This window comes from Streptomyces sp. TLI_185 (assembly GCF_003814765.1).
GTDB lineage: Bacteria > Actinomycetota > Actinomycetes > Streptomycetales > Streptomycetaceae > Streptomyces.
This window is the reverse complement of record NZ_RKRB01000001.1, coordinates 4,240,401-4,266,911: the sequence shown is the minus strand read 5'-3', so window position 1 is coordinate 4,266,911 and position 26,511 is coordinate 4,240,401. Positions and strand designations below refer to the sequence as shown.

At 69.5% G+C, this 26,511-nt stretch carries 18 protein-coding genes; 11 read left to right on the top strand and 7 right to left on the bottom strand.

Annotated features, from left to right (window positions below; translation table 11 throughout):
- Nucleotides 1-14: 14 nt before the first annotated feature.
- The gene (locus tag EDD92_RS19470) at nt 15-1,376 is read right to left on the bottom strand and encodes a proline-rich domain-containing protein (protein WP_123965505.1); all 1,362 of its coding nucleotides are present in this window, start codon (nt 1,374-1,376) and stop codon (nt 15-17) included.
- A 140-nt stretch (nt 1,377-1,516) separates the two neighbouring features.
- Between EDD92_RS19470 and mtnA the strand changes: the two genes are divergently transcribed.
- From mtnA to EDD92_RS19435, 7 genes are all read left to right on the top strand, one after another.
- Complete coding sequence (mtnA, locus tag EDD92_RS19465) at nt 1,517-2,665, top strand: S-methyl-5-thioribose-1-phosphate isomerase (protein WP_123965504.1); 1,149 nt, start codon at nt 1,517-1,519, stop codon at nt 2,663-2,665.
- Between the two features lie 428 nt (nt 2,666-3,093).
- Complete coding sequence (gene mtrA, locus EDD92_RS19460; RefSeq protein ID WP_187284748.1) at nt 3,094-3,783, top strand: two-component system response regulator MtrA; 690 nt, start codon at nt 3,094-3,096, stop codon at nt 3,781-3,783.
- A gap of 1 nt (nt 3,784) precedes the next feature.
- Complete coding sequence (mtrB, locus tag EDD92_RS19455; RefSeq protein ID WP_123965503.1) at nt 3,785-5,836, top strand: MtrAB system histidine kinase MtrB; 2,052 nt, start codon at nt 3,785-3,787, stop codon at nt 5,834-5,836.
- Nucleotides 5,826-7,658 (top strand): LpqB family beta-propeller domain-containing protein, encoded by a 1,833-nt coding sequence (locus tag EDD92_RS19450; protein WP_123965502.1) that lies wholly within the window; start codon nt 5,826-5,828, stop codon nt 7,656-7,658. Before mtrB ends, EDD92_RS19450 begins: the two co-directional genes overlap by 11 nt.
- 148 nt (nt 7,659-7,806) lie before the next feature.
- Complete coding sequence (locus tag EDD92_RS19445) at nt 7,807-8,742, top strand: ComF family protein (protein WP_123965501.1); 936 nt, start codon at nt 7,807-7,809, stop codon at nt 8,740-8,742.
- A 313-nt stretch (nt 8,743-9,055) separates the two neighbouring features.
- Nucleotides 9,056-9,748: a ribosome hibernation-promoting factor, HPF/YfiA family gene (hpf, locus tag EDD92_RS19440; protein WP_260326615.1), complete on the top strand. Its 693-nt coding sequence runs from the start codon at nt 9,056-9,058 to the stop codon at nt 9,746-9,748.
- Nucleotides 9,749-9,951: 203 nt separating this feature from the next.
- Nucleotides 9,952-10,698, top strand: coding sequence for a response regulator transcription factor (locus EDD92_RS19435; RefSeq protein WP_099929264.1), 747 nt, complete (start codon nt 9,952-9,954; stop codon nt 10,696-10,698).
- A gap of 17 nt (nt 10,699-10,715) precedes the next feature.
- Here EDD92_RS19435 and EDD92_RS19430 read toward each other — a convergent pair whose 3' ends face one another.
- Nucleotides 10,716-11,912: a winged helix-turn-helix domain-containing protein gene (locus EDD92_RS19430; protein WP_123965500.1), complete on the bottom strand. Its 1,197-nt coding sequence runs from the start codon at nt 11,910-11,912 to the stop codon at nt 10,716-10,718.
- A 52-nt stretch (nt 11,913-11,964) separates the two neighbouring features.
- Nucleotides 11,965-12,555: a GNAT family N-acetyltransferase gene (locus EDD92_RS19425; protein WP_123965499.1), complete on the bottom strand. Its 591-nt coding sequence runs from the start codon at nt 12,553-12,555 to the stop codon at nt 11,965-11,967.
- Nucleotides 12,556-12,836: 281 nt separating this feature from the next.
- Here EDD92_RS19425 and secA point away from each other — a divergent pair, with 281 nt between their 5' ends.
- Nucleotides 12,837-15,650 (top strand): preprotein translocase subunit SecA, encoded by a 2,814-nt coding sequence (secA, locus tag EDD92_RS19420; RefSeq protein WP_123965498.1) that lies wholly within the window; start codon nt 12,837-12,839, stop codon nt 15,648-15,650.
- A gap of 111 nt (nt 15,651-15,761) precedes the next feature.
- On the opposite strand, the gene EDD92_RS19415 is transcribed toward secA, so the two are convergent.
- Nucleotides 15,762-16,556, bottom strand: coding sequence for an Rv3235 family protein (locus EDD92_RS19415; RefSeq protein WP_123965497.1), 795 nt, complete (start codon nt 16,554-16,556; stop codon nt 15,762-15,764).
- A gap of 314 nt (nt 16,557-16,870) precedes the next feature.
- Here EDD92_RS19415 and EDD92_RS19410 point away from each other — a divergent pair, with 314 nt between their 5' ends.
- Together EDD92_RS19410 and EDD92_RS19405 are read left to right on the top strand one after the other, a co-directional pair.
- A complete protein-coding gene (locus EDD92_RS19410) occupies nt 16,871-17,386 on the top strand; it encodes a DUF6912 family protein (RefSeq protein WP_123965496.1) in 516 nt (171 codons plus the stop codon).
- Nucleotides 17,387-17,477: 91 nt separating this feature from the next.
- A complete protein-coding gene (locus EDD92_RS19405) occupies nt 17,478-18,143 on the top strand; it encodes an HAD family hydrolase (RefSeq protein WP_123965495.1) in 666 nt (221 codons plus the stop codon).
- A 202-nt stretch (nt 18,144-18,345) separates the two neighbouring features.
- Here the strand turns inward: EDD92_RS19405 and EDD92_RS19400 are convergent, their stop codons facing one another.
- Entirely contained in the window at nt 18,346-18,912 is a 567-nt protein-coding gene (locus EDD92_RS19400) for a DJ-1/PfpI family protein (protein ID WP_123965494.1), read from the bottom strand.
- A gap of 577 nt (nt 18,913-19,489) precedes the next feature.
- Here EDD92_RS19400 and EDD92_RS19395 point away from each other — a divergent pair.
- The gene (locus EDD92_RS19395; RefSeq protein WP_123965493.1) at nt 19,490-24,436 is read left to right on the top strand and encodes an NAD-glutamate dehydrogenase; all 4,947 of its coding nucleotides are present in this window, start codon (nt 19,490-19,492) and stop codon (nt 24,434-24,436) included.
- A 76-nt stretch (nt 24,437-24,512) separates the two neighbouring features.
- Here EDD92_RS19395 and EDD92_RS19390 read toward each other — a convergent pair whose 3' ends face one another.
- The gene (locus tag EDD92_RS19390; RefSeq protein ID WP_399185428.1) at nt 24,513-25,364 is read right to left on the bottom strand and encodes an ABC transporter ATP-binding protein; all 852 of its coding nucleotides are present in this window, start codon (nt 25,362-25,364) and stop codon (nt 24,513-24,515) included.
- The gene (locus EDD92_RS19385) at nt 25,339-26,256 is read right to left on the bottom strand and encodes an ABC transporter permease (protein WP_123965491.1); all 918 of its coding nucleotides are present in this window, start codon (nt 26,254-26,256) and stop codon (nt 25,339-25,341) included. The genes EDD92_RS19390 and EDD92_RS19385 overlap by 26 nt, the downstream gene beginning before the upstream one ends.
- Between the last annotated feature and the right edge of the window lie 255 nt (nt 26,257-26,511).

Sequence of the window (26,511 nt, the reverse complement as noted above, 5' to 3'; positions counted from 1 at the left end):
TCACGCTCACGGCATCAGCCCCCCGAGCCGGCGTCGGCGCCGTAGCCCTGGACGCCGGCGGCGCGGGCCAACTCGAGATCCAGGGCTTCGCGGCGGATGCGTTGGTCGATGTACAGGAGCACGGTGACGCCGGCGTTGATCGGAAAAGTGATCATGGAGCCGATCACCGAGCCGACACCGCTGATGATGAGGAAGGTCCAGCCGAGGTTGTTGCCCTCACCGTTGAGGAAGCCGACGACGCCGTCGCCGCCGAGCGCTGCGGCGAGGAAAGTGAAGGGGATGACGACGATCGCCGAGATGATGTTCGCGATGATTCCGGCGAGCAACTGGATGCCGAAGACACGCCACCAGGAGCCTCGGACGAGCTTCGCGGATCGGTTCATCGACTTCAGAACGCCCTGTTTCTCCAGCATCAGTGCGGGCGACGCAAGGGAGAAGCGGATCATCAGCCACAGGGCGACGACGCCGGCGGCGAGGCCGCCCAGGACGGCGAGTGCGACACCCCCGTCGGCGTTCCCGAAGACCGCCACGAGGATGCCGGGCAGTGCGCCGCCGAAGACAATCGTGGCGGCGATGAGAGGCAACAGCAGGATCAGGCCGAACAGCTTCAGGACCTGAGGGCGGGCGTCGCGCCAGGCTTCGCCGGTGGTCACCGGGCGGCCGAGGACCGCACGGCTGGTGACGGTGGTGAGCAGGGCGGTCGCGGCGACTGTGGCGATCAGAGAGATCAGGAAGACCGCACCGGAGCTGAGCATGACCTCGCCCATGGCGCGGGTCAGTTCGCCGGCGGTGGCGCTCGGGTCGTCGAGGGCCGCGGTGCTGGTGTCGTTGAGCACCAGGCCCTGGAGCAGGATGACGAGGACCTCGGTAATCACCGCGACGGTCAGGGAGATGCCCAGCACGGTGCGCCAGTAGGTGCGCATGGTGGAGACGGCGCCGTCGAGGATCTCGCCCACGCCGAGCGGGCGGAGCGGAATGACACCGGGCTTGGCGGCCGGTGGGGGGCCGCCCCAGCCGCCGCCCCATGCGGGGTATCCGGGAGTGCCGTAGGCCTGGAAGCCGCCCGGACCGTGGCCACTTGGGCCAGGCGGAGGCTGGGTGCCCCAGCCGGGGCTGGGCGGTGGGGGTGGCGGAGCAGGCCGGCCGGAATCGGCGGAGCCGGCGGGCGCGGACCACTGGCCGGGTGGCGGCTGCTGCTTGGACCACTGCGAGCCGGGGCCCTGCGGGTCAGGAGTGTCCTGCGGGTCGGGACCGGACTGGTCCGCGGGCTCCGCGGGGCCGGGTCGGTCGGTGGGCCCGGCAGGGCCGGACGCGCCGGGCTCCTGCCCGTCGGACGGGGCAGATCCGGGCGAGGCCCAGCCCGGAGTGTCTTTCATCGTTGCTCCTTCACGGTGCCCGTCCGCGGTCGCGGCGGCAGGTTGGCAGCCATCGTGCCATGGGGTGGTCGCCGAGGTACCGGCCGCGGTATGGGCTGCACACCTTCAATTGTCTGCCGGATAAGGGGCAGACTGACCGCATGGCTGATCAGTACGCGCAATCCGGCGAAGACAGCAGTCCGAACGAGATACCGGCGATCCGCTGGGAGGAGCCACCAGAAGGGCCCGTACTGGTACTTCTCGACCAGACGAGGCTGCCGGCCGAGGAGGTCGAGCGGGTTTGCACGGACGCGCCCGCGCTGGTGGAGGCGATCCGTTCACTGGCTGTGCGCGGGGCGCCGCTGCTCGGCATCGCGGGAGCGTACGGTGTCGCGCTCGCCGCCGCGCGCGGCTTCGACGTGGACGACGCCGCAACCGCGCTGGCGGGTGCCCGGCCCACTGCGGTGAATCTCGCTGTCGGTGTGCGCAGGGCCCAGGCCGCCTACTGGGCCGAGTTCGCCAGCAGTGGCGATGCCGGGCAGGCTGCGGCGGCGGCGCTTGCCGCGGCGCGTCGGCTGCACAAGGAGGATGCCGAGGCCAGTGCCCGTATGGCCGAGTGCGGGCTGACACTTCTGGACGAGCTGCTGCCTGGTGGCGGGCACCGGATCCTCACCCACTGCAACACCGGGGCGCTGGTGTCGGGCGGGGAGGGGACTGCGTTCGCGGTGGCGCTCGCGGCGCACCGCGCGGGGAGGTTGCGGCGGCTGTGGGTGGACGAAACGCGTCCGTTGCTGCAGGGCGCTCGCCTGACCGCTTATGAGGCGGCGCGCAACGGTATGGCGTACACCTTGCTCACGGACAACGCGGCGGGCTCGCTCTTCGCGGCCGGCGAGGTGGACGCGGTGCTGATCGGGGCGGACCGGATTGCGGCCGACGGTTCCGTGGCGAACAAGGTGGGGAGCTATCCGCTTGCGGTGCTCGCGCGGTACCACCATGTGCCGTTCATCGTGGTGGCACCGCTGACGACGGTGGATCCGGACACCCCCGACGGGGCCTCCATCGAGGTCGAGCAGCGGCCCGGCCACGAGGTGACTGAGGTCACAGCACCTCAGGTGCCGATGGCGGGAGCGGAAGCAGGAGGCGGGGTTCCGGTGGCGCCCCTGGGGACCCAGGCTTACAACCCGGCGTTCGATGTGACGCCGCCCGAGCTGGTGACCGCGATCGTCACGGAAGAGGGTGCCGTTTCGCCCGTGACCGCTGAGGCTCTTGCGGAACTCTGTGCGAGGTCGCGCGAGGTGACGATCAGCTAACCGGTGCTCGGCCCGGGCGATGCGAACGACCCTCCACCTGCCCGGGCGGGCGCCCTCGGGGTCGCCGCGCGACGGCCGCGCGCCTTGGGGTGCAATGTGCCCGGTAGAGGTTCGAGGCCGGCACAAGGGGTGGCCCGTCCGTGAAGCGAGACGTGCTCGGTCGGCTTCGAAATAGGTCTGCCCTGAATTGCCCGTCCGTCAGTCAATAGGTTCGGGGCGGGCATGCCAAGTCGTCACGGCGTCGTCGCAGCCCGGCCAGGAGCCGCCGGGCCGACCGTATGGTCAGGCTGCGCCTACCCTGGGTAGCTGACATCCGTGTCTGACATCGACGTCGCGGGACAGGGGCAGACAGTGACGGCCGAGTACGACTATCGTCACGGGCCAGTGACGCTGCTCACCTGCACCTTCGCCACCGTTATGAGAATGGGATGATGTCGTTTATGAAGGGACGAGTCCTTGTCGTCGACGACGACACGGCACTGGCCGAGATGCTCGGCATTGTGCTGCGTGGTGAAGGTTTTGAGCCGTCTTTCGTAGCGGACGGCGACAAGGCGCTGGCCGCATTCCGTGAGAGCAAACCCGACCTGGTGCTGCTCGACCTGATGCTGCCCGGGCGGGACGGCATCGAGGTGTGCCGCCTGATCAGGGCGGAGTCGGGTGTGCCGATCGTGATGCTCACGGCCAAGAGCGACACCGTCGACGTGGTGGTCGGGCTGGAGTCGGGCGCCGACGACTACATCGTGAAGCCGTTCAAGCCGAAGGAGCTGGTCGCCCGGATCCGGGCGCGGCTGCGGAGGTCGGAGGAGCCGGCGCCGGAACAGCTGGCCATAGGTGACCTCGTCATCGACGTGGCCGGTCACTCCGTGAAGCGGGACGGACAGTCGATCGCGCTGACGCCGCTGGAGTTCGACCTGCTGGTGGCACTGGCCCGCAAGCCGTGGCAGGTGTTCACGCGTGAGGTGCTGCTCGAGCAGGTGTGGGGATACCGGCACGCTGCGGACACCCGGCTGGTGAATGTTCACGTGCAGCGGCTGCGCTCCAAGGTCGAGAAGGACCCGGAGCGGCCGGAGATCGTGGTGACGGTCAGGGGCGTCGGTTACAAGGCAGGGCCCAGCTGACATGTCCGGTGACAGTGCCGCTTCGGCGCCGGGGCCGGACAGGGCCAGCGCGGGGCGGCCTGTCGGCCGGAAGACGACAGGGTCGCGCTGGGGCCGGCTGCTGGAGGGTGGGCTGCTGCAGGGCGGAGTCCAGGGCAGCCCGGTGCTCCGCTTGTTCATGCGCTGGGTCCGGCGGCCGTTGCTGCCCGTCATGCGGCTGTGGCGGCGGAACATCCAGCTCAAGGTCGTCGTCACCACGCTGCTGATGTCATTGGGTGTGGTGCTGCTGCTCGGATTCGTCGTCATCGGTCAGGTGCGCAACGGGCTGCTGGACGCCAAGGTGAAGGCCTCGCAGAGTCAGGCCACCGGTGGGTTCGCGGTGGCCAAGCAGAAGGCCGACGAGGCAGCGGCCGGGACCAGCGACGACGGCACGGCGGCGGACGGGCGGCAGTCGCAGAACCTCACCTCGTGGATGAGCGACCTCGTGGAGTCCCTGTCCAGCGGTGGCCAGGGTGCCTTCGAAGTGGTGACCCTGCCCGCGGGCGACGACAACAGCGGCGGCGGGCGCGGGCCGCGAGGCTCCGGATACGTCGATCCGACGGCCAGCGTGCCCGAGGACCTGCGCGCGCGGATCAACGACGACACGACGGCCGCGCAGAGCTACACCCGCATCCTTTACAGCAACAACCAGGAATCCCAGCCGGCACTCGTCATCGGCAAGCAGGTCAACGACCCGAGCGGCGCCCCGTACCAGCTGTACTACCTCTTCCCGCTCACCCAGGAGGAGAAGTCACTGAGCCTGGTCAAGGGCACGCTGGCGACCGCGGGGCTCTTCGTCGTCGTACTGCTCGGGGCCATTGCCTGGCTGGTGGTGCGGCAGGTCGTCACGCCCGTGCGGATGGCCGCGGGGATCGCCGAGCGGCTGTCCGCCGGGCGGCTGCAGGAACGTATGAAGGTCACCGGCGAGGACGACATCGCCCGCCTCGGCGAGGCCTTCAACAAGATGGCGCAGAACCTGCAGTTGAAGATCCAGCAGCTGGAGGACCTGTCGCGGATGCAGCGGCGGTTCGTGTCGGACGTGTCGCACGAGCTACGGACACCGCTGACGACCGTTCGGATGGCGGCGGACGTCATCCACGAGGCGCGGGAGGACTTCGACCCGGTGACCGCGCGGTCGGCGGAGCTGCTCGCGGACCAGCTGGACCGGTTCGAGTCGCTGCTCGCGGACCTGCTGGAGATCAGCCGGTTCGACGCGGGCGCGGCAGCGCTGGAGGCGGAGCCGATAGACCTCAGGGAGGTCGTACGGCGCGTCGTCAGCGGGGCCGAGCCGCTCGCCGAGCGCAAGGGCACGCACATACGCGTCCTGGGCGACCAGCAGCCCGTCGTCGCCGAAGCGGACGCGCGGCGCGTGGAGCGGGTGCTGCGCAACCTCGTCGTCAACGCCGTGGAGCACGGCGAGGGCAAGGACGTCCTCGTCAAGCTCGCCGCGGCCGGCGGAGCGGTCGCCGTCGCGGTGCGCGACTACGGCGTCGGACTCAAGCCCGGCGAGGCCACGCGCGTGTTCAGCCGCTTCTGGCGAGCGGACCCGGCACGCGCGCGTACCACCGGAGGTACGGGCCTGGGGCTGTCCATCGCCCTGGAGGACGCGCGGCTGCACGGCGGCTGGCTGCAGGCCTGGGGTGAGCCCGGCGGCGGCTCGCAGTTCCGGCTGACGCTGCCGCGGACGGCGGACGAGCCGCTGCGGGGCTCGCCGATACCTCTGGAGCCCAAGGACTCGCGGCGCAACCGAGGACTCAACGACGCCGGACTGCCGCGCGGGGACAAAGCCGCCACCGTGCCCGCGCAGCCGGTCGCGGACCAGATACCGCCGATAGCCCCGAGACTGGCCGGTTCGGCCCCCACAGCCGACCCGACGGCACTGCCCGGGAACGGCGCGCGCGTGGTCCCCCGTCCTACTTCCGGAGCCAGACGACAGAACGAAACGCCGGGTGAGGCCGGGGCTGAGACCTCGAGCCGTCCGGACACCGGGCCGGAGGAGTCGAAGAATCAAGGGGAGGCATTTCGTGGGCGCTGACCGCGACGGGGGCGCCAGGCGCAGACCGATGCGCGCGGCGACGTATGCAGCCTGTGGCGCCGTACTGCTGGCGGGATGCGCCTCGATGCCCGACAGCGGCGACCTGCGCGGGGTCGACTCCACACCGCGGCAGGACACCCAGGTGCGGGTCTTCGCCATGCCGCCCCAGGACGACGCCCAGCCCTCGGACATCGTCTCCGGTTTCCTCGAGGCACTGACCAGCGACGATCCGAACTATTCGACGGCGCGGCAATACCTGACCAAGACGGCGTCACAGACCTGGAAACCGGGGCTGTCCAGTACGGTCCTCGCCGACGGACCCGGCATGGGCCCCAACCGCCTGGGCGGCCGGGAGGGCGCCGACGACCTCTCGTTCACACTGACCGGCACGCAGGTCGCGAAAGTGGACGAGCAGCAGGCGTACTCGCCCGCCGACGGGCCCTACGACGCGCCGGTGCATCTCACGCGCGACAAGAAGACCAAGCAGTGGCGCATCGACCGGCTCCCGCAGGGCGTCGTCATGGGCAAGTCGGACTTCCAGCGCAACTACATGTCCGTCAACAAGTACTACTTCGCCTCGAACGCCGCGGCCGGGACAACGACGCAGCCGGCGGCCGTCGCCGATCCCGTGTACGTCCGCCGGCGCGTGGACCCCATGACGCAGATGGTCCGCTCGCTGCTCAACGGGCCCACGAACTGGCTCGATCACGTCGTGCGGACGAGCTTCCCGACGGGTACGGCGCTGAAGGACGGCGTCACCACGCTGGCGCCCGACGACCAGAACAAGCTGACCGTGCCGCTGAACGAGAAAGCCCGCCGGGTCGGTCAGGGCCAGTGCAACGAGATGGCTGCCCAGCTCCTGTTCACCCTGCAGAACCTCACCCCCGCGGTGGACCAGGTCGAGCTGCAGTCCGGCAACTCGCGGCTGTGCTCGCTCGGTGAGGCTGAAGCCGCCACCGCGCGCGGCTCCGTGCAGCAGCCCGGTTACCTGTACTTCATCGACAACAAGAACCGGCTCGTACGGATGGGGGCCGGTAACAACAGCAGCCCCAAGGCCGAACCGGTGGCCGGGGCGTTCGGCGAGGGAGACAAGGAGCTGCGCTCGGTCGCCGTGTCGCACGACGAGGACAAAGCGGCCGCCGTCTCCGGCGACGGCAAGGAGCTGTACGTCGCGTCGCTGGTGTCCGGCGATTCACTCGGGACCCCCGTACTGACCAGCCACGCCAAGCCGGAACAGGAGCGGCTGACGGCGCCGAGCTGGGATGTCCACGGCGACCTCTGGGTGGCCGACCGCGACCCCGGCAACCCCCGGCTGCTCCTGCTGGAACAAGGCAAGGGCGAGCCGCTCGCGGTGAAGGTCCCCGAGCTGGACGGCCGCATCCGGGACGTCCGGGTGGCCGCCGACGGGGTGCGCATAGCGCTCGTGGTGGCGAAGGGCAGCAAGAAGTCGTCCCTGCTCATCGGGCGGATCGAGCGGCGGCAGGAGACAGCGGAGGGTCGGCCCACGGTCTCGGTGCTCGGACTGCACTCCGCAACACCGGAGTTGGAGGACGTCACGGCCATGTCGTGGGCCGGGGACAGCCGGCTCGTGGTGGTCGGGCGGGAACAGGGTGGACTGCAGACCATGCGGTACGCGCAGGTCGACGGCTCCGCACCCGAGGGACAGGCACCCGCGGCCCTGTCCGGGATCAAGGAGATCACCGCGGCCGAGTCCGACCGGCTGCCGTTGGTGGCGGACTCGGAGGACGGGATCGTACGACTGCCGTCCGGCGGCCAGTGGCAGAAGGTCACGGACGGGGTGGCGCCGGTTTATCCGGGGTGATGCTGTCGTGCGGGGGAGCCGGTGAGGTTGTCCGGGGGCGGTCGTTTCCGGCCGCGTCTAGGGGGCGGTTTGCACGCCGGACGACTTGTCCACAGGGAGTTATCCACAGGGCTGGCCGGGGGGCTCGGGCGTTGGCAGAGTGGTGGGCATGCGGGGGTGGTGGCAGGACCTCACCGACCTGGTGCTGCCGGCCGAGTGCGGAGGCTGCGGGAGGCCTCGCACGGTGCTCTGCCCGGAGTGCCGTGCCGTCCTGAGCGGGACCGCACCGAGCCGGGTGCGACCGGTGCCGGAGCCGCCCGGGCTGCCCGTGGTGCACGCGGCCGCCCGGTACGCCGACGAGGTGCGAGCCACGCTGCTGGCCCACAAGGAACGGGGCGCGCTGGCCCTCGCAGCACCACTCGGCACGGCACTGGCAGGGGCCGTGCGGGCGGGGCTCAGGGAGACGGCCGGTCCTGCGGCTGCGGGCGGTGGAGTGCCCGTACTGCTCGTTCCCGTTCCGTCCGCGCGAGCGGCGGTGCGGGCGCGGGGCCACGACCCGGCACGGCGGATCGCGCTCGCGGCAGCGGGTGAGCTACGGCGGACCGGGACCGCGGTCCGCGTCCTCGCCGTGCTGCGGCAGCGGCGCGCCGTGGCTGACCAGTCGGGGCTCAACTCCCGGCAGCGGCTGGACAATCTCGCGGGCGCCCTTGCGGTGGCTCCCGGCGGAGACCGGCTGCTTCGCGGCGGTTCGGTCGTGCTCGTCGACGACCTGATGACCACCGGCGCATCCCTGGCCGAAGCGGCGCGCGCCGTGCGGGCGGCGACGGAGCCGGAAGAATGGGCGGGCGCGCACGAGACGGGAGAACAAGAGGCGGTTGCGCAACGGCACTTCTCGGGGATGGTTTTGTACGACGGAGCAACTAGGGCTGTGTACACGGCAGCTGCTCGGGAAGGCACAGGAGAACGGATCGCCGGCTCGGCGGGCGAGGCGCCCGGTCGTATGCACTCAGTGCCAGGAATGGCGGGTGCGGGCGGCGCAGGTGACGTGATCTGCGCAGCCGTGGTCGCCGCGCCGCCAGATTCTTTCGAAATAAACCGGAACTGACTGCCAACTTGCATCGTTGCAGGTAATGAGAGGGTCAATTCACCTGAACGGAGGTACGCCGCGGTAGAGGGTGACGACATCCGTCCGGGCGAGATATGTTCGGTTGTGAGAGAAAGGCGCAGGCCATCGCTCTCGTACCCGAATGCCGTGCTGCGGGTTTTTCACAATCACCCGTCGCGGTGGAGTGGAGATCTTGTCCGCGGGGGAGGAGGTGGAAGTCACCGAGTCCATAGGTTCCGGAGCTCGCCGGAGCCTGGTGCAAAAGGGAGATGCTCCGCCAGTGGAGCGGAGTGATCCGGGAACGGAGTTCTGCGTGGACATCGTCGTCAAGGGCCGCAAGACCGAGGTGCCCGAGCGGTTCCGCAAGCACGTGGCCGAGAAGCTGAAGCTGGAGAAGATCCAGAAGCTCGATGGCAAGGTGATCAGCCTCGACGTCGAGGTGTCCAAGGAGCCCAACCCCCGACAGGCCGACCGTTGTGACCGAGTGGAGATCACACTCCGCTCCCGCGGTCCGGTGATCCGGGCGGAGGCAGCGGCCAGCGACCCGTACGCGGCGCTGGACCTGGCGGCGGAGAAGCTGGATGCCCGGCTGCGCAAGCAGCACGACAAGCGGTTCTCGCGCCGCGGCGCGCGCAGGATCTCGGCCGCCGAGGTCCCCGACCACGTCCCGGGCGCGGCGACGCTCAACGGGAACGGCCACCCCGTCCACGAGGAAGACCAGGACGGAGTGCCCACCAAGAAGATCGGCTCCCTGGAGGTCAAGGGCGAAGGCCCCCTCATCGTCCGCGAGAAGACCCACGTCGCCTCCCCGATGACCCTCGACCAGGCCCTCTACGAGATGGAACTGGTCGGACACGACTTCTACCTGTTCGTCGACTCCGAGACGAAGGAGCCCAGTGTCGTCTACCGGCGGCACGCCTACGACTACGGCGTCATCCACCTCAGCACCGATCCGATGGTTGCCCAGGCGCAGTCTCCCGCGCCGGGCGGCACGCTGGGTGGCTGACCCGCGCGGCTGACGGCTGAGCCGGTGCCCCTGGAGCGCCTGTGCGCCCCCAGGGGCACCGGTGTGACCCCTTCATGAACCGCTCTGTCACCGCGTTGTCGCCCAGGCATGGAATCATGGCGGCAATGGCCCAACCGGTGGGTCATTGCCTTGGGTTGGCGATGGCACAGCACCACAGGCCACAGCCTTCAGGGGGAGGAACGATGGCGGACAGCTTCGGACCGATGCATGACGAGGATGCCGACGGCGGCGTCGTCGGCATGGGCCCGGACGCGGGCTCTCCACGCAAGGAGCCGATCAGAGTCCTTGTCGTGGACGACCACGCCCTCTTCCGCCGGGGCCTGGAGATCGTGCTCGCGGCCGAGGAGGACATCCAGGTCGTCGGGGAGGCCGGGGACGGTGCGGAGGCCGTCGACAAGGCGGCCGACCTGCTGCCGGACATCGTCCTGATGGACGTACGGATGCCGAAGCGGGGCGGGATCGAGGCCTGCACCTCCATCAAGGAGGTCGCCCCCAGCGCCAAGATCATCATGCTGACGATCAGCGACGAGGAGGCCGACCTCTACGACGCGATCAAGGCGGGCGCGACCGGTTATCTCCTCAAGGAAATCTCCACGGACGAGGTGGCCACCGCCATTCGCGCGGTGGCCGACGGGCAGTCCCAGATCAGCCCGTCCATGGCGTCGAAGCTGCTCACCGAGTTCAAGTCGATGATCCAGCGGACCGACGAGCGCCGGCTCGTGCCCGCGCCGCGGCTGACGGACCGCGAGCTGGAGGTCCTCAAACTCGTCGCCACCGGGATGAACAACCGGGACATCGCCAAAGAACTGTTCATCTCCGAGAACACCGTGAAGAACCACGTCCGCAACATCCTGGAGAAGCTGCAGCTGCACTCCAGGATGGAAGCGGTGGTGTACGCGATGCGGGAGAAGATCCTCGAGATCCGCTGACGGGACGGCGACCCAGGTCAGCGCAGTGCCGCGATGAGTGCGCGGGTCACCTCCTTGGTGAGCGGCCCGTGCAGCTCCGGGGCGTCCACGCGCTCCACGCGGACGCTGGTGCAGTTCACCCAGCTCGCTGCTTCGACCAGAGCCTCCGCCACGGCTGGGACCACCTTGGGACCGTCCAGGGTGACCTGCTTGGCGACCAGCGTGGCGCCGTCGCGGGCCGGGTCCACCCGGCCGACGAGGCGGCCGCCGGCGAGGACCGGCATCGCGAAGTAGCCGTACACCCGCTTCGGCTTCGGGACGTAGGCCTCCAGGCGGTGGGTGAAGCCGAAGATCCGCTCCGTACGCGCCCTCTCCCAGATCAGGGAGTCGAAGGGTGACAGGAGAGTAGTGCGGTGGCGGCCGCGCGGCGGCGTGTCCAGGGCCGCCGGGTCGGCCCAGGCCGGTTTGGACCAGCCCTCGACCGTGACCGGGACCAGGCCCGAGTCGGCGATCACCGCGTCGACCTGCTCGCCCTTGAGACGGTGGTAGTCGGCGATGTCCGCGCGCGTGCCGACGCCCAGGGACTGGCCTGCCAGGCGGACCAGTCGGCGCAGGCACTCCGTGTCATCCAGCTCGTCGTGCAGCAGCGCGTCCGGGATCGCGCGCTCGGCGAGGTCGTACACCCGCTTCCAGCCGCGGCGCTCCACGCACACCACCTCCCCGTACATCAGCGCACGCTCCACGGCGACCTTGGCGCCTGACCAGTCCCACCACTCGCTGGTGCGCTTCGCACCGCCCAACTCCGTCGCCGTGAGGGGGCCTTCGGCACGGAGCTGCTTGATGACCTGCTCGTAAGCGCCGTCCGGGAGGGCGTGGTTCCAGTGCGGGCGGCTTCGGTAGGCGCGGCGGCGGAAGGCGAAGTGGGGCCACTCCTCGACGGGGAGGATGCACGCGGCGTGCGACCAGTACTCGAAGGCGTGCGGGGCGGCGGACGACGCCTTCCAGTACGCGTCCTCCACCTTTCCGCGGCCCACCGCGCCGAGGCGGGCGTACGGGATGAGCTCATGGGAGCGCGCCAGCACCGAGATCGTGTCCAGCTGGACCGCGCCGAGATGGCGGAGGACGCCGCGGACGCCGGCTCTGCGGTCGGGCGTGCCGAGGAAGCCCTGGGCGCGGAGGGCGATGCGGCGGGCTTCGTCTGCCGAGAGGTCGGTGGCGGGGCGCGGGGTCGTCATGCTCCGCACGATAGAAGGCGGCACTGACAATGCGGGGTGACCTGCGAATTCGTCACTGGACGCCCGGTGTTGAGGCGGGTGCCGGGAGATACGGCGCCGTCGACGCCAGCCCCAGGTCCGAGGGCAGCAGGGCACCCACCCAGGAGTCCCGGCGTACGCCCTGGTGGATGATCGCGGAGCGCAGGACGCCCTCGATGACGAAGCCCGCGCGCTCCGCCACCGCGCGGGAGGCGCTGTTGCCGACTTCCGCACGCCATTCCACGCGGTCGACCGACAGGTGGGTGAAGGCCCAGCGGGAGACCTCGACGACGGCCTCGGTGACATAGCCGTTGCCGCGGTGCTCCTTCGTGCCCCAGAAGCCGATCTCGGCCATGCTCAGAGAATGCATGGTGAGGCTGAGCATGCCCACGAGTTCCTCCCCTTCGGGGACGAACAGAGCGAAGGTGAGTATGGAACCGTTCGCCCAGCCCTTGGGGGCGAGTTCCTCGGTGAAAGTCCGGGCGTGCTCGGCGAGGTAGGGCGACGGAATCGCCGTCCAGCGCTGGATGTCGGGATCCTGGGCCGCGGCGTACACCGCGTCGGTGTCCTCGGGGCCGACCGTACGCAGGAGCAGCCGGGAGGTCGTGAGCGTGACGGGTTCCATCGGCTGATTGTCCTCGGAGGCCCGACACGGACGCCATCCTTTTGCCGTGCGTGAGCGCGCGATCACAATTCGCGCAATTCGTGGGCGTGATGCGGCACCATCCGCAGGGCCCGTCCGTTGTCCCCTTTGAAGGAGATTTGAAGCGGTGCGCGAAGCCTTCGGCGGTCGTCGTACCGGCAGGCCTCCCGGCTTGGTGGGGTCCTCGCATACGATGGCCGTTGCTCAGCAAGTCAAATGGAAACCGACCGTCCCAGGCCCGACCGGCAAGGAGACCAACCCCCGTGTCCGTCCTCTCGAAGATCATGCGTGCAGGCGAAGGAAAAATCCTGCGCAAGCTGCACCGCATCGCGGACCAGGTCAGCTCCATCGAAGAGGACTTCGTCGACCTCTCCGACGCCGAGCTGCGGGCCCTCACCGATGAGTACAAGCAGCGCTACGCCGACGGCGAGAGTCTGGACGACCTGCTCCCCGAAGCGTTCGCCACCGTGCGCGAGGCCGCCAAGCGCGTCCTCGGGCAGCGTCACTACGACGTCCAGATGATGGGTGGCGCCGCCCTCCACCTCGGCTATGTCGCCGAGATGAAGACCGGTGAGGGCAAGACCCTGGTGGGCACGCTGCCCGCGTATCTGAACGCCCTCTCCGGGAAGGGCGTTCACCTGATCACGGTGAACGACTACCTGGCCGAGCGCGACTCCGAAATGATGGGCCGCGTCCACAAGTTCCTGGGCCTGAGTGTCGGCTGCATCCTCGCCAACATGACGCCGGCCGAGCGCCGCCAGCAGTACGAGTGCGACATCACGTACGGCACGAACAACGAGTTCGGCTTCGACTACCTGCGCGACAACATGGCGTGGTCGAAGGACGAACTGGTGCAGCGCGGCCACAACTTCGCCATCGTCGACGAGGTCGACTCCATCCTCGTCGACGAGGCCCGTACGCCGCTGATCATCTCCGGCCCGGCCGACCAGGCCACCAAGTGGTACGGCGACTTCGCCAAGCTGGTCACGCGCCTGAAGAAGGGCGAGGCGGGCAACCCGCTCAAGGGCGTCGAGGAGACCGGCGACTACGACGTCGACGAGAAGAAGCGCACGGTCGCCATCCATGAGCCGGGCGTCAGCAAGGTCGAGGACTGGCTGGGCATCGACAACCTCTACGAGTCGGTGAACACCCCGCTGGTGGGCTACCTGAACAACGCCATCAAGGCCAAGGAGCTCTTCAAGAAGGACAAGGACTACGTCGTCATCGACGGCGAGGTCATGATCGTCGACGAGCACACCGGCCGTATCCTCGCCGGCCGCCGTTACAACGAGGGCATGCACCAGGCGATCGAGGCGAAGGAAGGGGTGGACATCAAGGACGAGAACCAGACGCTCGCCACGATCACCCTGCAGAACTTCTTCCGCCTCTACAAGAAGCTCTCCGGCATGACTGGTACGGCGATGACCGAGGCTGCCGAGTTCCACCAGATCTACAAGCTCGGCGTCGTCCCGATCCCGACCAACAAGCCGATGATCCGCATGGACCAGTCGGACCTGATCTACCGCACCGAGGTCGCGAAGTTCGAGGCGGTCGTCGACGACATCGCCGAGAAGCACGAGAAGGGCCAGCCGATCCTCGTCGGTACGACGTCGGTCGAGAAGTCCGAATACCTCTCGCAGCAGCTCTCCAAGCGCGGCATCCAGCACGAGGTGCTGAACGCCAAGCAGCACGACCGTGAGGCGACGATCGTCGCCCAGGCCGGACGCAAGGGCGCCGTGACCGTCGCCACCAACATGGCCGGCCGTGGTACGGACATCAAGCTCGGCGGCAACCCCGACGACCTCGCCGAGGCGGAGCTGCGTCAGCGCGGCCTCGACCCCGAGGAGCACATCGAGGAGTGGGCCCACTTCCTGCCGGACGCCCTGGAGCGTGCCGAGAAGGCCGTGAAGGCGGAGTTCGAAGAGGTCAAGGAGCTCGGCGGTCTCTACGTCCTGGGCACGGAGCGGCACGAGTCGCGGCGTATCGACAACCAGCTGCGCGGTCGTTCCGGCCGTCAGGGCGACCCGGGCGAGTCCCGCTTCTACCTCTCGCTCGGCGACGACCTGATGAGGCTCTTCAAGGCCCAGATGGTCGAGCGCGTGATGTCGATGGCGAACGTCCCGGACGACGTGCCGATCGAGAACAAGATGGTCACGCGCGCGATCGCGTCCGCCCAGTCGCAGGTCGAGCAGCAGAACTTCGAGACCCGTAAGAACGTCCTGAAGTACGACGAGGTCCTCAACCGCCAGCGCGAGGTCATCTACGGCGAGCGGCGCCGCGTCCTGGAGGGCGAGGACCTGCAGGAGCAGGTCGTGCACTTCATGGACGACACGATCGACGCGTACATCGCCGCGGAGACCGCCGAGGGCTTCGCGGAGGACTGGGACCTCGACCGGCTGTGGGGTGCCTTCAGGCAGCTCTACCCGGTGAAGGTGACCGTCGAGGAGCTGGAGGAGGCGGCCGGCGACCGGGCCGGTCTGACCGCCGAGTTCATCTCCGAGTCCATCAAGGACGACATCCACGAGCAGTACGAGTCGCGCGAGGCGCAGCTCGGCTCCGAGATCATGCGTGAGCTGGAGCGCCGGGTCGTGCTGTCGGTCCTGGACCGCAAGTGGCGCGAGCACCTCTACGAGATGGACTACCTCCAGGAGGGCATCGGCCTGCGCGCGATGGCGCAGAAGGACCCGCTGGTCGAGTACCAGCGCGAGGGCTTCGACATGTTCACCGCCATGATGGAGGGCATCAAGGAGGAGTCCGTCGGCTACCTGTTCAACCTGGAGGTCCAGGTCGAGCAGCAGGTCGAGGAGGTCCCGGTCGAGGACGCCGCGCCTGTCGACATGGAGAAGCAGGACGTGGTGCCGGCGCAGGCGGGCGGCCGCCCGGAGATCCGCGCCAAGGGGCTGGACGCTCCGCAGCGCCGGAACCTGCACTTCTCCGCGCCCACCGTGGACGGCGAGGGCGGCACCATCGAGGGCGACTTCGTCGGTGACGAGGAGCCGGTGCGCTCGGAGGCCGACGGTCTCACGCGCGCGGAGCGGCGCAAGCAGTCCCGGAGCGGGCGCCGCCGTAAGAAGTGAGCAGCGCGTCGTAGCGGCTTGAAGGGCCGGGTCACCTCGGGGTGGCCCGGCCCTTCGGCGTACGGCGGTGTGCCTGCCGGGCCGGGCTGGGCCGACGGCCCCTCCGGTCGTCTAGTCGTCGCCGGTGGGGCGCGGCGGGCGCGGGCCGCCGAGTTCCACCGCCGTGCAGCGCCAGCGCAGGTCCTGGCCGCGTTCCAGGCGGAAGGCCATGGCCCGCAGCTGGTCGCCCGCGCCGATGCGGGCGAAGGCCTCGACGGCGCCGGGACGGGCTTCGTAGTAGCCGATGTCGCGGACGACGGGGCGTGTTCCGCGGGTGCGCAGGGGGCCGCGTTCGGCGAGCCAGGCCAGCTCGTCGTAGGCCCGGCCCGCGGTGTGCCGCAGCATCGAGTGCACGGGGCGCTGACCGCTCAGCACGGCGAGGAGAAGGTCGGCGAAGACGTCGGTGGGGCGGGGCTGGGGGACCGGTCGGGCGGGGCCGGCGGGGCAGGGCTGCTGGGCGGCTGTGCTCCCGGAGGCAAGGTCGGTTTCCCCTGGGGCGGGAGTCCTGTCGGGCGGGGCTGGGGCGGTGGTGCGGGCCGTGGCGGCGGTACGCGCGCCCGGAGCCGCCGTGGTGGTCGCGGTGTCCCTCGGCGGGGAGGCCGGGCCCGGCGGGCTGACCGGCCCCATGAGGGCGCCGGTCGTGTTCCTGGCCGTGGTGGCAGAAGGTGTCGGCGGGCGGTTGTCGGCAGGCCCTGTGCTCGGTGAGAGGCCCTCGGCCCGGGAGCCCGGTGGGCGGCCGCCGGGGGAGGTGCGGGTCGTGGTTCCGCCCGGGGTGCGGGGCGGGGTGCCGCCGGGACGGCGGGAGTCGCGGCGGCCGGGAGGGCGGCCGCCCGGCTGGTGCTGTGCCCTGGTCATGATCTTGTGCATGCGCGTCCCCGTTCGGTGAGCCGGACTGATACCGGTCGGTAACTTGCTGTCGGGGATCTTGTACGGGGCAAAGGGCGGCGGCAGCAAGGAAGCGGGGGGTCGGGCCAGGGCGGTCGGAATCTTCACCTATCAGGGTGATGGGGAGGGTGTGGAACCCCGTGATCACGGGGTTCCACCAGGTGAATTCCGAGGCCTGAAGTGGACGCCTCCGGGCCTGTGGGCAGGGACTCGAAAGGGGACTCCCGCACGTATCCTGAAGGCCCTCCAGGAGGCGCGTGAGCGCGCCCAGCCACCGACCACGAAAGCGGCCAGCCATGCGCGTCTACGTCCCCCTGACCCTCTCCGGTCTCGCCGAGGCGTACAAGACGGGAGAGCTGGGGGCAGGGCCGCTCGTGGCGTACGCCGTCACTCCCGCTCTGCGCGAGTGGTACCTCTCCGACGACATCGAGGAACTGGAGTACGCGGCCCTCAACCGTGCCGCGCTGGCCTCGCTCCGGCTGCTGGCCGCGGATCCCGGGGCGGTACGGCGCCGGGTCGTGGTCGCGGTCGACGTGCCCGACGGCGCCGCGTCCGCCGACCCCGACCGGGGCCTCGACCCGGCCGCGCTCGGCGAGGTACGGGTGACCGGGACCGTGGCGCTGGCCAAGGCCGCCGCCGTTCACGTCGACCTCGACGACGCTGAGGCGGACGTGGCCGCCGCGGCCGAGGCGCTCGAGGCGGCGGACCGCGGGGACGACGACGCCCAGTTCGTGGTGGACGGAGCCGAGGACCACGAACTGCTGTGGTACGCGACGCAGGAGATCCCCAACCTGGTCGGGCTCGGGGACTGAGCCGTCCCGCGTCTGCGCTCTCCAACGCTGGATCAACGGCCTCTGACCTGCGGCGCTCTTGATTGTCAGTGGCGGCGGGTACGTTTTTGGCATGGGGAAGCAGACAGGGGCGCACATTGTCTGGGACTGGAACGGGACGCTGTTCCACGACAATGACGCGATCATCGGGGCGACGAACGCGGCGTTCGCCGAGCTGGGTCTTGAGCCGATCACGATGGAGCAGTACCGGGCGCTGTACTGCGTGCCGGTGCCGAAGTTCTACGAACGGCTCTTGGGCCGGCTGCCGACGGACGCCGAATGGGAGGTCATGGACGAGACCTTCCACCGGTACTACTCCGAGCACCGGGTCGGCTGCGGGCTGACCGAGGGGGCGACGGAACTGCTCGCCGGATGGCGGTCGGCGGGACGCAGTCAGTCGATCCTGAGCATGTACACGCACGACGAACTCGTCCCGTTGGTGCGGGGGTTCGGGATAGAGGCGCACTTCATACGCGTCGATGGGCGGACCGGGCCCTCGGGGGGCAGCAAGGCGGAGCACATGGTGCGACACCTTGCCTCACTGGTCGGTGTGGAGCCGGCTCGTACGGTGGTGATCGGCGACGCTGCCGATGATGCGGTGGCCGCGCTGCATGTGGGGGCGCGGGCCGTGCTGTACACCGGCGGGTCGCATGGTCGGGCCAGCCTTGAGGAGGTGGGGGTGCCGGTGGTGGACACGCTGAGGGACGCTGTTGCTGAGGCGGAGCGGTTGGCTGCGTAGGGGGTTTCTGCCGGGCTGGGCGGGTTTCGTGGCGCCCGGCGCCGGGGCTGGGCGGGGGTGGGTTCGCTTGCCCGCGCCGGCGGGGTGCCGCCTGCGCCCACCCGTGCCGCCCCAGCGGCACGACTGCCCGCAGGCGGCACGGCCGGGCACGACTGCCCGCAGACGGCACGGCGGTGCACTGCCGGAGCGCGGCACGGCTACGTCAGGTCACCGGGGCCTTTGCTCGCAGTACCGTCAGGAACTCGCGCATCCATGCGGGGTGGTCAGGCCAGGCGCGGGATGAGACCAAAGTGCCGTCGACTACCGCCTCGGTGTCCTGGAAGGTGGCGCCGGCGGCCTGCATGTCGGGTTCCAGGGCGGGGTACGCCGTGACGCGTCGGCCGCTCAGGCCGTCGACGGCGGCGGTGAGCAGGGGACCGTGGCAGATCTGGGCGACCGGCTTGTCCGCGTCGAAGAAGGACTTGAGGATCTTGCGGAGTTCGGGGTCGTTGCGGAGGTACTCGGGGGCGCGGCCGCCCGGGATGACAAGGGCGGCGTACTGGCCGGGGTCGACCTCGGCGAAGGCGAGATCGGCGGGCCAGGTGTAGCCGGGCTTCTCGGTGTAGGTGTCGAAACCGGGTTCGAAGTCGTGGACGACGAACTGGAGCTTCTTGCGGGCGGGGGCCGCGATATGGACGTCGTAGCCCTCCTCGCGGAGGCGCTGGTAGGGGTACAGGACCTCCAGTGACTCTGCTGCGTCGCCGGTGACGATGAGGATTTTCGCAGTCATGTCGGGCGGCTCCCCTCGGGCGGGCGTGCGCTGTCATGGGCAACGTGCCTCCTGGGGGGTGGCCTTGCCAAGGGGTCCGGTCGTTTTCGAGCAAGGGGGATCAGATGAGGGGTTGGTTTCGTCGGACCGCACGACCGTGGGGCCTTTGCCGCTGTGCAGAGTGTCAAAGTTCCACCCCCGGTTTTGTACACATACGGCTCATGACGGGCCCCCCGTACTGAGCGATAGCCTTATGGCGTGATCAGCGCGATAGCTCGCGGGGGCACTGTTGCCCCTGCCCTGCGCCCGGCGAGCACGGACCATCTCCGTGACCGGGCGGCAGTCGCTGGTCTTCGCGGGCAGGAGGGGGCCGGAAGGGCTCCCGGGATGCCATTCACCCCCTGGACGCGGGCGCTGCGGAGAGCAGTGTCACACCCTCGGGGCAGCTCAAATATGGCTCATATCTTCCCGCTCATCTCACCTTGCGGCATAGCGTCGGAGCAGACCGGAGAACCCGGGCCGTGGCGTCGAGCCGCAGGGGAAGAGACCGTACTTCCTTCTACGTCACGCAACGGCGCGCGACAGGAGCCAGAGGACAATGCAGACCAAGCTGGACGAAGCCAAGGCCGAGCTGCTCGAGAGGGCCGCCCGGGTAGCTGAGAACAGCCCGGTCGGGGGGCACCTACCGACCGGGACGACGGACGAGAGCACCCCAGACCGGGACACCGTGCTCGCGTTCCTCCAGCGCTACTACCTGCACACCGCCCCGGAGGACCTGAACGGCCGCGACCCGGTCGACATCTTCGGAGCCGCGCTCTCGCACTACCGGCTGGCCGAGAACCGCCCCCAGGGCACGGCCAACGTACGGGTCCACACGCCCACGGTGGAGGAGAACGGGTGGACGTGCAGCCACTCCGTCGTCGAGGTCGTCACCGACGACATGCCCTTCCTGGTCGACTCCGTCACCAATGAGCTGACGCGACAGGGACGCGGTATCCACGTCGTCATCCACCCGCAGATCATCGTCCGCCGGGATGTCACCGGCAAGCTCATCGAGGTGCTCGGCGCGCAGCCCGGCGGCGAGCCGGCGCACGACGCGCACACCGAGTCCTGGATCCACGTCGAGATCGACCGCGAGACCGACCGTGGCGACCTCAAGCAGATCACCGCCGACCTGCTGCGCGTACTGTCCGACGTCCGCGAGGCCGTCGAGGACTGGGACAAGATGCGGGACGCGGCGCTGCGCATGGCCGACGAACTGCCCGAGGAGCCCGTCGCCACCGACCTGCGCGAGCAGGACATCGAGGAGGCCCGCGAGCTGCTGCGCTGGCTGTCCACCGATCACTTCACCTTCCTCGGCTACCGCGAGTACCAGCTGCGCGAGGACGACTCGCTGGCCGCCGTGCCCGGCACGGGCCTCGGCATCCTGCGCTCCGACCCGCACCACGCCGGGGACGACAGCCACCCGGTGAGCCCGTCCTTCGAGCGGCTGCCCGCCGACGCTCGCGCCAAGGCCCGCGAGCACAAGCTCCTCGTCCTGACCAAGGCGAACAGCCGGGCCACCGTGCACCGGCCGTCGTACCTGGACTACATCGGCGTCAAGAAGTTCGACGCGGACGGCAACGTCGTCGGCGAGCGCCGCTTCCTCGGTCTGTTCTCCTCCGCCGCCTACACCGAGTCGGTGCGCCGGGTCCCGGTCATCCGCCGCAAGGTCGAGGAGGTCCTGGAGCGCGCCGGCTTCTCGCCCAACAGCCACGACGGGCGCGACCTGCTGCAGATCCTGGAGACGTACCCGCGCGACGAGCTCTTCCAGACCCCGGCCGACGAGCTCGAGTCCATCGCCACGTCCGTCCTGTATCTGCAGGAGCGGCGGCGACTGCGGCTCTACCTGCGCCAGGACGAGTATGGGCGTTATTACTCCGCCCTCGTCTACCTGCCGCGCGACCGCTACACCACCGGTGTGCGCCTGAGGATCATCGACATCCTGAAGGAGGAACTCGGCGGCACCAGCGTCGACTTCACGGCCTGGAACACCGAGTCGATCCTGTCCCGGCTGCACTTCGTGGTCCGTGTCCCCCAGGGCACCGAGCTGCCGCAGCTGTCCGACGCCGACAAGGAGCGCATCGAGGCCCGCCTGGTGGAGGCCGCCCGCTCCTGGGCCGACGGCTTCGCCGAGGCGCTGAACGCCGAATGCGGCGAGGAGCGCGCCGCCGAACTGCTGCGCCGCTACAACAACGCCTTCCCCGAGGGCTACAAGGCCGACCACAACCCGCGTGCCGCGGTCGCCGACCTCGTCCACCTCGAGCAGCTCAGCGAGGCGCAGGCCCACAGCGGCCAGGACTTCTCGCTCAGCCTGTACGAGCCCGTCGGCGCCGCCCCCGAGGAGCGCCGGTTCAAGATCTACCGCAAGGGTGAGGCCGTCTCCCTGTCCGCCGTGCTGCCGGTCCTCAGCCGGCTCGGTGTCGAGGTGACGGACGAGCGGCCGTACGAGCTGCGCTGCTCGGACCGCACCACTGCGTGGATCTACGACTTCGGCCTGCGCATGCCCAAGGTGCAGAACGGCAGCGGCGACTACCTCGGCGACGACGCCCGCGAGCGCGTTCAGGAGGCCTTCGCCGCCACCTGGACCGGCAAGGCGGAGAACGACGGATTCAACGCCCTGGTCCTGAGCGCCGGACTGACCTGGCGACAGGCGATGGTGCTGCGGGCGTACGCCAAGTACCTGCGCCAGGCCGGTTCCACCTTCAGCCAGGACTACATGGAGGACACCCTCCGCAACAACGTCCACACCACCCGGCTGCTCGTCTCGCTGTTCGAGGCGAGGATGTCGCCGGACCGGCAGCGGGCCGGACACGAGATCGTCGACGCGCTCCTCGAAGAGGTCGACGCGGCCCTCGACCAGGTGGCCTCCCTCGACGAGGACCGGATCCTGCGGTCCTTCCTGACCGTCATCAAGGCGACCCTCCGGACGAACTTCTTCCAGGAGGCGGCGGGCGGCAAGCCGCACGCGTACGTGTCCATGAAGTTCGACCCGCAGGCGATCCCCGATCTGCCGGCGCCGCGCCCGGCGTACGAGATCTGGGTGTACTCGCCGCGCGTCGAGGGCGTGCACCTGCGCTTCGGCAAGGTCGCCCGAGGCGGTCTGCGCTGGTCCGACCGGCGTGAGGACTTCCGGACCGAGATCCTCGGCCTGGTCAAGGCGCAGATGGTGAAGAACACCGTCATCGTGCCGGTCGGCGCGAAGGGCGGCTTCGTTGCCAAGCAGTTGCCGGACCCGAGCGTGGACCGGGACGCGTGGCTGGCCGAGGGCATCGCCAGCTACAAGACGTTCATCTCGGCGCTGCTCGACATCACCGACAACATGGTGGCCGGCGAGGTCGTGCCCCCGGCCGACGTCGTGCGGCACGACGAGGACGACACCTACCTCGTGGTCGCCGCCGACAAGGGCACCGCGACGTTCTCGGACATCGCCAACGGGGTCGCGGAGACGTACAACTTCTGGCTCGGCGACGCCTTCGCCTCCGGTGGCTCGGCCGGCTACGACCACAAGGGCATGGGCATCACCGCCCGCGGTGCCTGGGAGTCCGTCAAGCGGCACTTCCGGGAGCTGGGCGTCGACACGCAGAGCGAGGACTTCACCGTCGTCGGCATCGGCGACATGTCCGGTGACGTGTTCGGCAACGGCATGCTGCTGAGCGAGCACATCCGCCTGGTCGCCGCCTTCGACCACCGGCACATCTTCATCGACCCGAACCCGGACGCGGCCACTTCGTACGCCGAGCGTCGCCGCATCTTCGAGCTGCCGCGCTCCAGCTGGGCCGACTACAACACCGAGCTCATCTCCGCCGGTGGCGGCGTGTTCCCGCGTACCGCCAAGGCCATCCAGCTCAACTCGCACATCCGCGAGGCCCTCGGCATCGAGGGCAAGGTCTCCAAGATGACCCCGGCCGACCTGATGAAGGCCATCCTCCAGGCCCCGGTGGACCTGCTGTGGAACGGCGGCATCGGTACGTATGTGAAGGCCAGCACGGAGAGCCAGGCGGACGTCGGCGACAAGGCCAACGACCCGATCCGGGTCGACGGAGCCGACCTGCGGGTCAAGGTCGTCGGCGAGGGCGGCAACCTGGGTCTGACCCAGCTCGGCCGGATCGAGTTCGCACGGCACGGCGGCAAGATCAACACGGATGCGATCGACAACAGCGCGGGCGTGGACACCTCCGACCACGAGGTGAACATCAAGATCCTGCTGAACGGCCTGGTCGCCGACGGCGACATGACCGTCAAGCAGCGCAACAAGCTGCTCGCCGAGATGACCGACGAGGTCGGCGCGCTGGTCCTGCGCAACAACTACGCGCAGAACACGGCGCTCGCCAACGCGCTGGCCCAGTCCAAGGACATGCTCCACGCCCAGCAGCGGTTCATCCGCCACCTGGTGCGCGAGGGCCACCTGGACCGGGCGCTGGAGTTCCTCCCCGCCGACCGCCAGATCCGCGAGCGCCTCGGCGCCGGCCAGGGCCTCACCAGCCCGGAGACGGCCGTCCTGCTGGCGTACACGAAGATCACGGTCGCGGACGAGCTGCTGCACACCTCGCTGCCGGACGACCCGTATCTGAGCGGTCTGCTGCACGCGTACTTCCCGTCGGCCCTGCGCGAGAAGTTCGCCGACCGCATCGACGGGCACCCGCTGCACCGCGAGATCACCACGACCGTCCTGGTCAACGACACGGTCAACACGGGCGGTACGACCTATCTGCACCGCCTGCGTGAGGAGACCGGTGCCTCCCTGGAGGAGATCGTGCGGGCGCAGACCGCGGCCCGGGCGATCTTCTGCTCGGCCCCGGTGTGGGACGCGGTCGAGGGCCTGGACAACCAGGTCGAGGCCGCCGTCCAGACCCGTATCCGGCTGCACTCGCGCCGACTGGTGGAGCGCGGCACGCGCTGGCTGCTCAACAACCGGCCGCAGCCGCTGCAGCTCGCCGAGACGGTCGACTTCTTCGCCGAGCGTGTCGAGCAGGTCTGGCAGCAGCTCACCAAGCTGCTGCGCGGCGCGGACCTCGAGTGGTGGCAGCAGATCTACGACGAGCTGACCGGCGCCGGCGTCCCGGACGTGCTCGCCACCCGCGTGGCCGGGTTCTCCTCCGCCTTCCCGGCGCTCGACATCGTCTCGGTGGCCGACCGCATGGGCAAGGAGCCGCTGGACGTCGCCGAGGTCTACTACGACCTCGCCGACCGTCTGCACATCACCCAGCTCATGGACCGCATCATCGAGCTGCCGCGCGCCGACCGCTGGCAGTCCATGGCCCGCGCCTCCATCCGTGAGGACCTGTACGCGGCCCACGCGGCGCTGACCGCGGACGTCCTGGCGGTGGGCAACGGCACCTCGACTCCCGAGCAGCGCTTCAAGGCCTGGGAGGAGAAGAACGCGGCGATCCTGGGCCGGGCGCGCACGACCCTGGAGGAGATCCAGAGCTCGGAGACGTTCGACCTCGCCAACCTGTCGGTGGCGATGCGCACGATGCGGACACTGCTGCGGACGCATTCGTAACTGCTACGACGACGGGGCGCCCCGAGCTCATCGGCTCGGGGCGCCCCGTCGTCGTCAGAGGGCCAAGGGCAGGGACTCAGGAGGCGGCGACCGCGACCTTGGGCTGTGCCTTCGGCTTGTCCTTGTCGGCGCCGCCGGTGAACTCCTCGTACGCCGCCATGACTTCCTCGGTCGGGCCGTCCATGCGCAGTTCGCCGCGCTCCAGCCACAGCACGCGTTCGCAGGTGTCGCGGATGGACTTGTTGTTGTGGCTGACCAGGAACACCGTGCCCGCCTGCTGGCGCAGTTCGCGGATGCGTCCCTCGGAGCGCTTCTGGAAGGACCGGTCGCCGGTGGCGAGTGCCTCGTCGATGAGGAGCACGTCGTGGTCCTTGGCTGCGGCGATGGAGAAGCGCAGGCGGGCGCCCATGCCGGAGGAGTACGTCCGCATGGGGAGGGTGATGAAGTCGCCCTTCTCGTTGATGCCGGAGAAGTCGACGATGCTCTCGTAGCGCTCCTTGATCTCCTCGCGGGACATGCCCATGGCGAGGCCGCCGAGGTAGACGTTCTTCTCGCCGGTCAGGTCGCCCATCAGGGCCGCGTTGACGCCGAGGAGGGAGGGCTGGCCGTCGGTGTAGATATGGCCGTTCTCGACCGGCAGCAGGCCCGCGATCGCCTTCAGCAGGGTCGACTTGCCGGAGCCGTTGGTGCCGATCAGGCCGACCGCCTCGCCCTTGTACGCGACGAAGGACACGTTCTTGACGGCGTGCACCGTGCGTACGCCGGCCGCCTTCTCGGCCTGCTGGCGGCGCAGCATGCGGTTGAGGGCGGCGGTCGCGGAGCCGCGTCCGGCGCCGGTGCCGTTGACCCGGTAGACGATGTCGACGCCGTCGACGACGACGGTGGGGATGCGTTCGATGGTGTCAGCCACGGCCGTACGTCTCCTCAGCCTTCCAGAAGTAGATGAAGCCGCCGACTCCGGCGAGCAGGGCCCAGCCGGCTGCGAACGCCCACACATGGGGCGGCAGCTGGTGGGCGTGGAAGCTGTCGATCAGGGCGTAGCGCATCAGGTCGATGTAGACCGCGGCCGGCTGGGCCTGGAGCACCGGCTCCACCCAGCTCGGCAGGTTGCTGTGCTTGCCGGCCAGCTTGTCGATGCTCCACATCACGCCGGACACATACATCCAGGTGCGCAGGACGAAAGGCATCAGCTGGGCGATGTCCGGGGTTTTGGCGCCCATCCGGGCCATGATCATCGAGATGCCGGTGTTGAAGGTGAACTGCAGGACCAGCACTGGGAACGCCAGCAACCAGGAGAACGCGAGCGGCACGCCGAAGCAGAGCAGGATGACGACCAGCGCGGCCATCGAGAACAGCAGCTGCTGCAGCTGCTGGAGGCAGAAGGAGATCGGCAGCGCGGCCCGCGGGAAGTGCAGTGCCCGGACCAGGCCGAGGTTGCCGGAGATCGCGCGGGTGCCCGCCATGATCGAGCTCTGGGTGAACGTCCAGATGAACACGCCCGTGACCAGGAACGGGATGTAGTCCGGCACGTGCCGCTTGGTGCCGAGCAGGACACCGAAGATGAAGTAGTAGACCGCCGCGTTCAGCAGCGGGGTCATGACCTGCCAGACCTGGCCGAGCTTCGCCTGGCTGTACTGGGCGGTGAGCTTGGCGGTGGCGAAGGCGGTGATGAAGTGGCGTCGGGCCCACAGCTGCCGGACGTACTCGGGCAGGGAGGGGCGGGCGCCGCTGACCGAGAGGCCGTGGCGGGCGGCGAGGGCCGCGAGGTCGTCGTCGGCCGGGGCCGGCGTCGGGGGCGGTGTGTCGAGGACCTGGCTCACATCCGCTGCTTTCACTCGGGGGGAGGGGGTGCTGGCGTCGTCCGGCCCGTCGGCCGGACGGCCCGTTGCCCGGCGTTTCCTTACGCTTCTCTTCACGTTCTCTTACGTCGGGACGGGACCGTATCGTCGCAACGTGAGCGTAGGACGAATTGGCGTCGGAACGCAACCGTTTCGTCGTAACGTGTTCGTAGGCAAGGCCGTCGGGACGCCACCGTTTCGTCGCAACGCCTCCCGCGTCAGGACGCAACCGTTTCG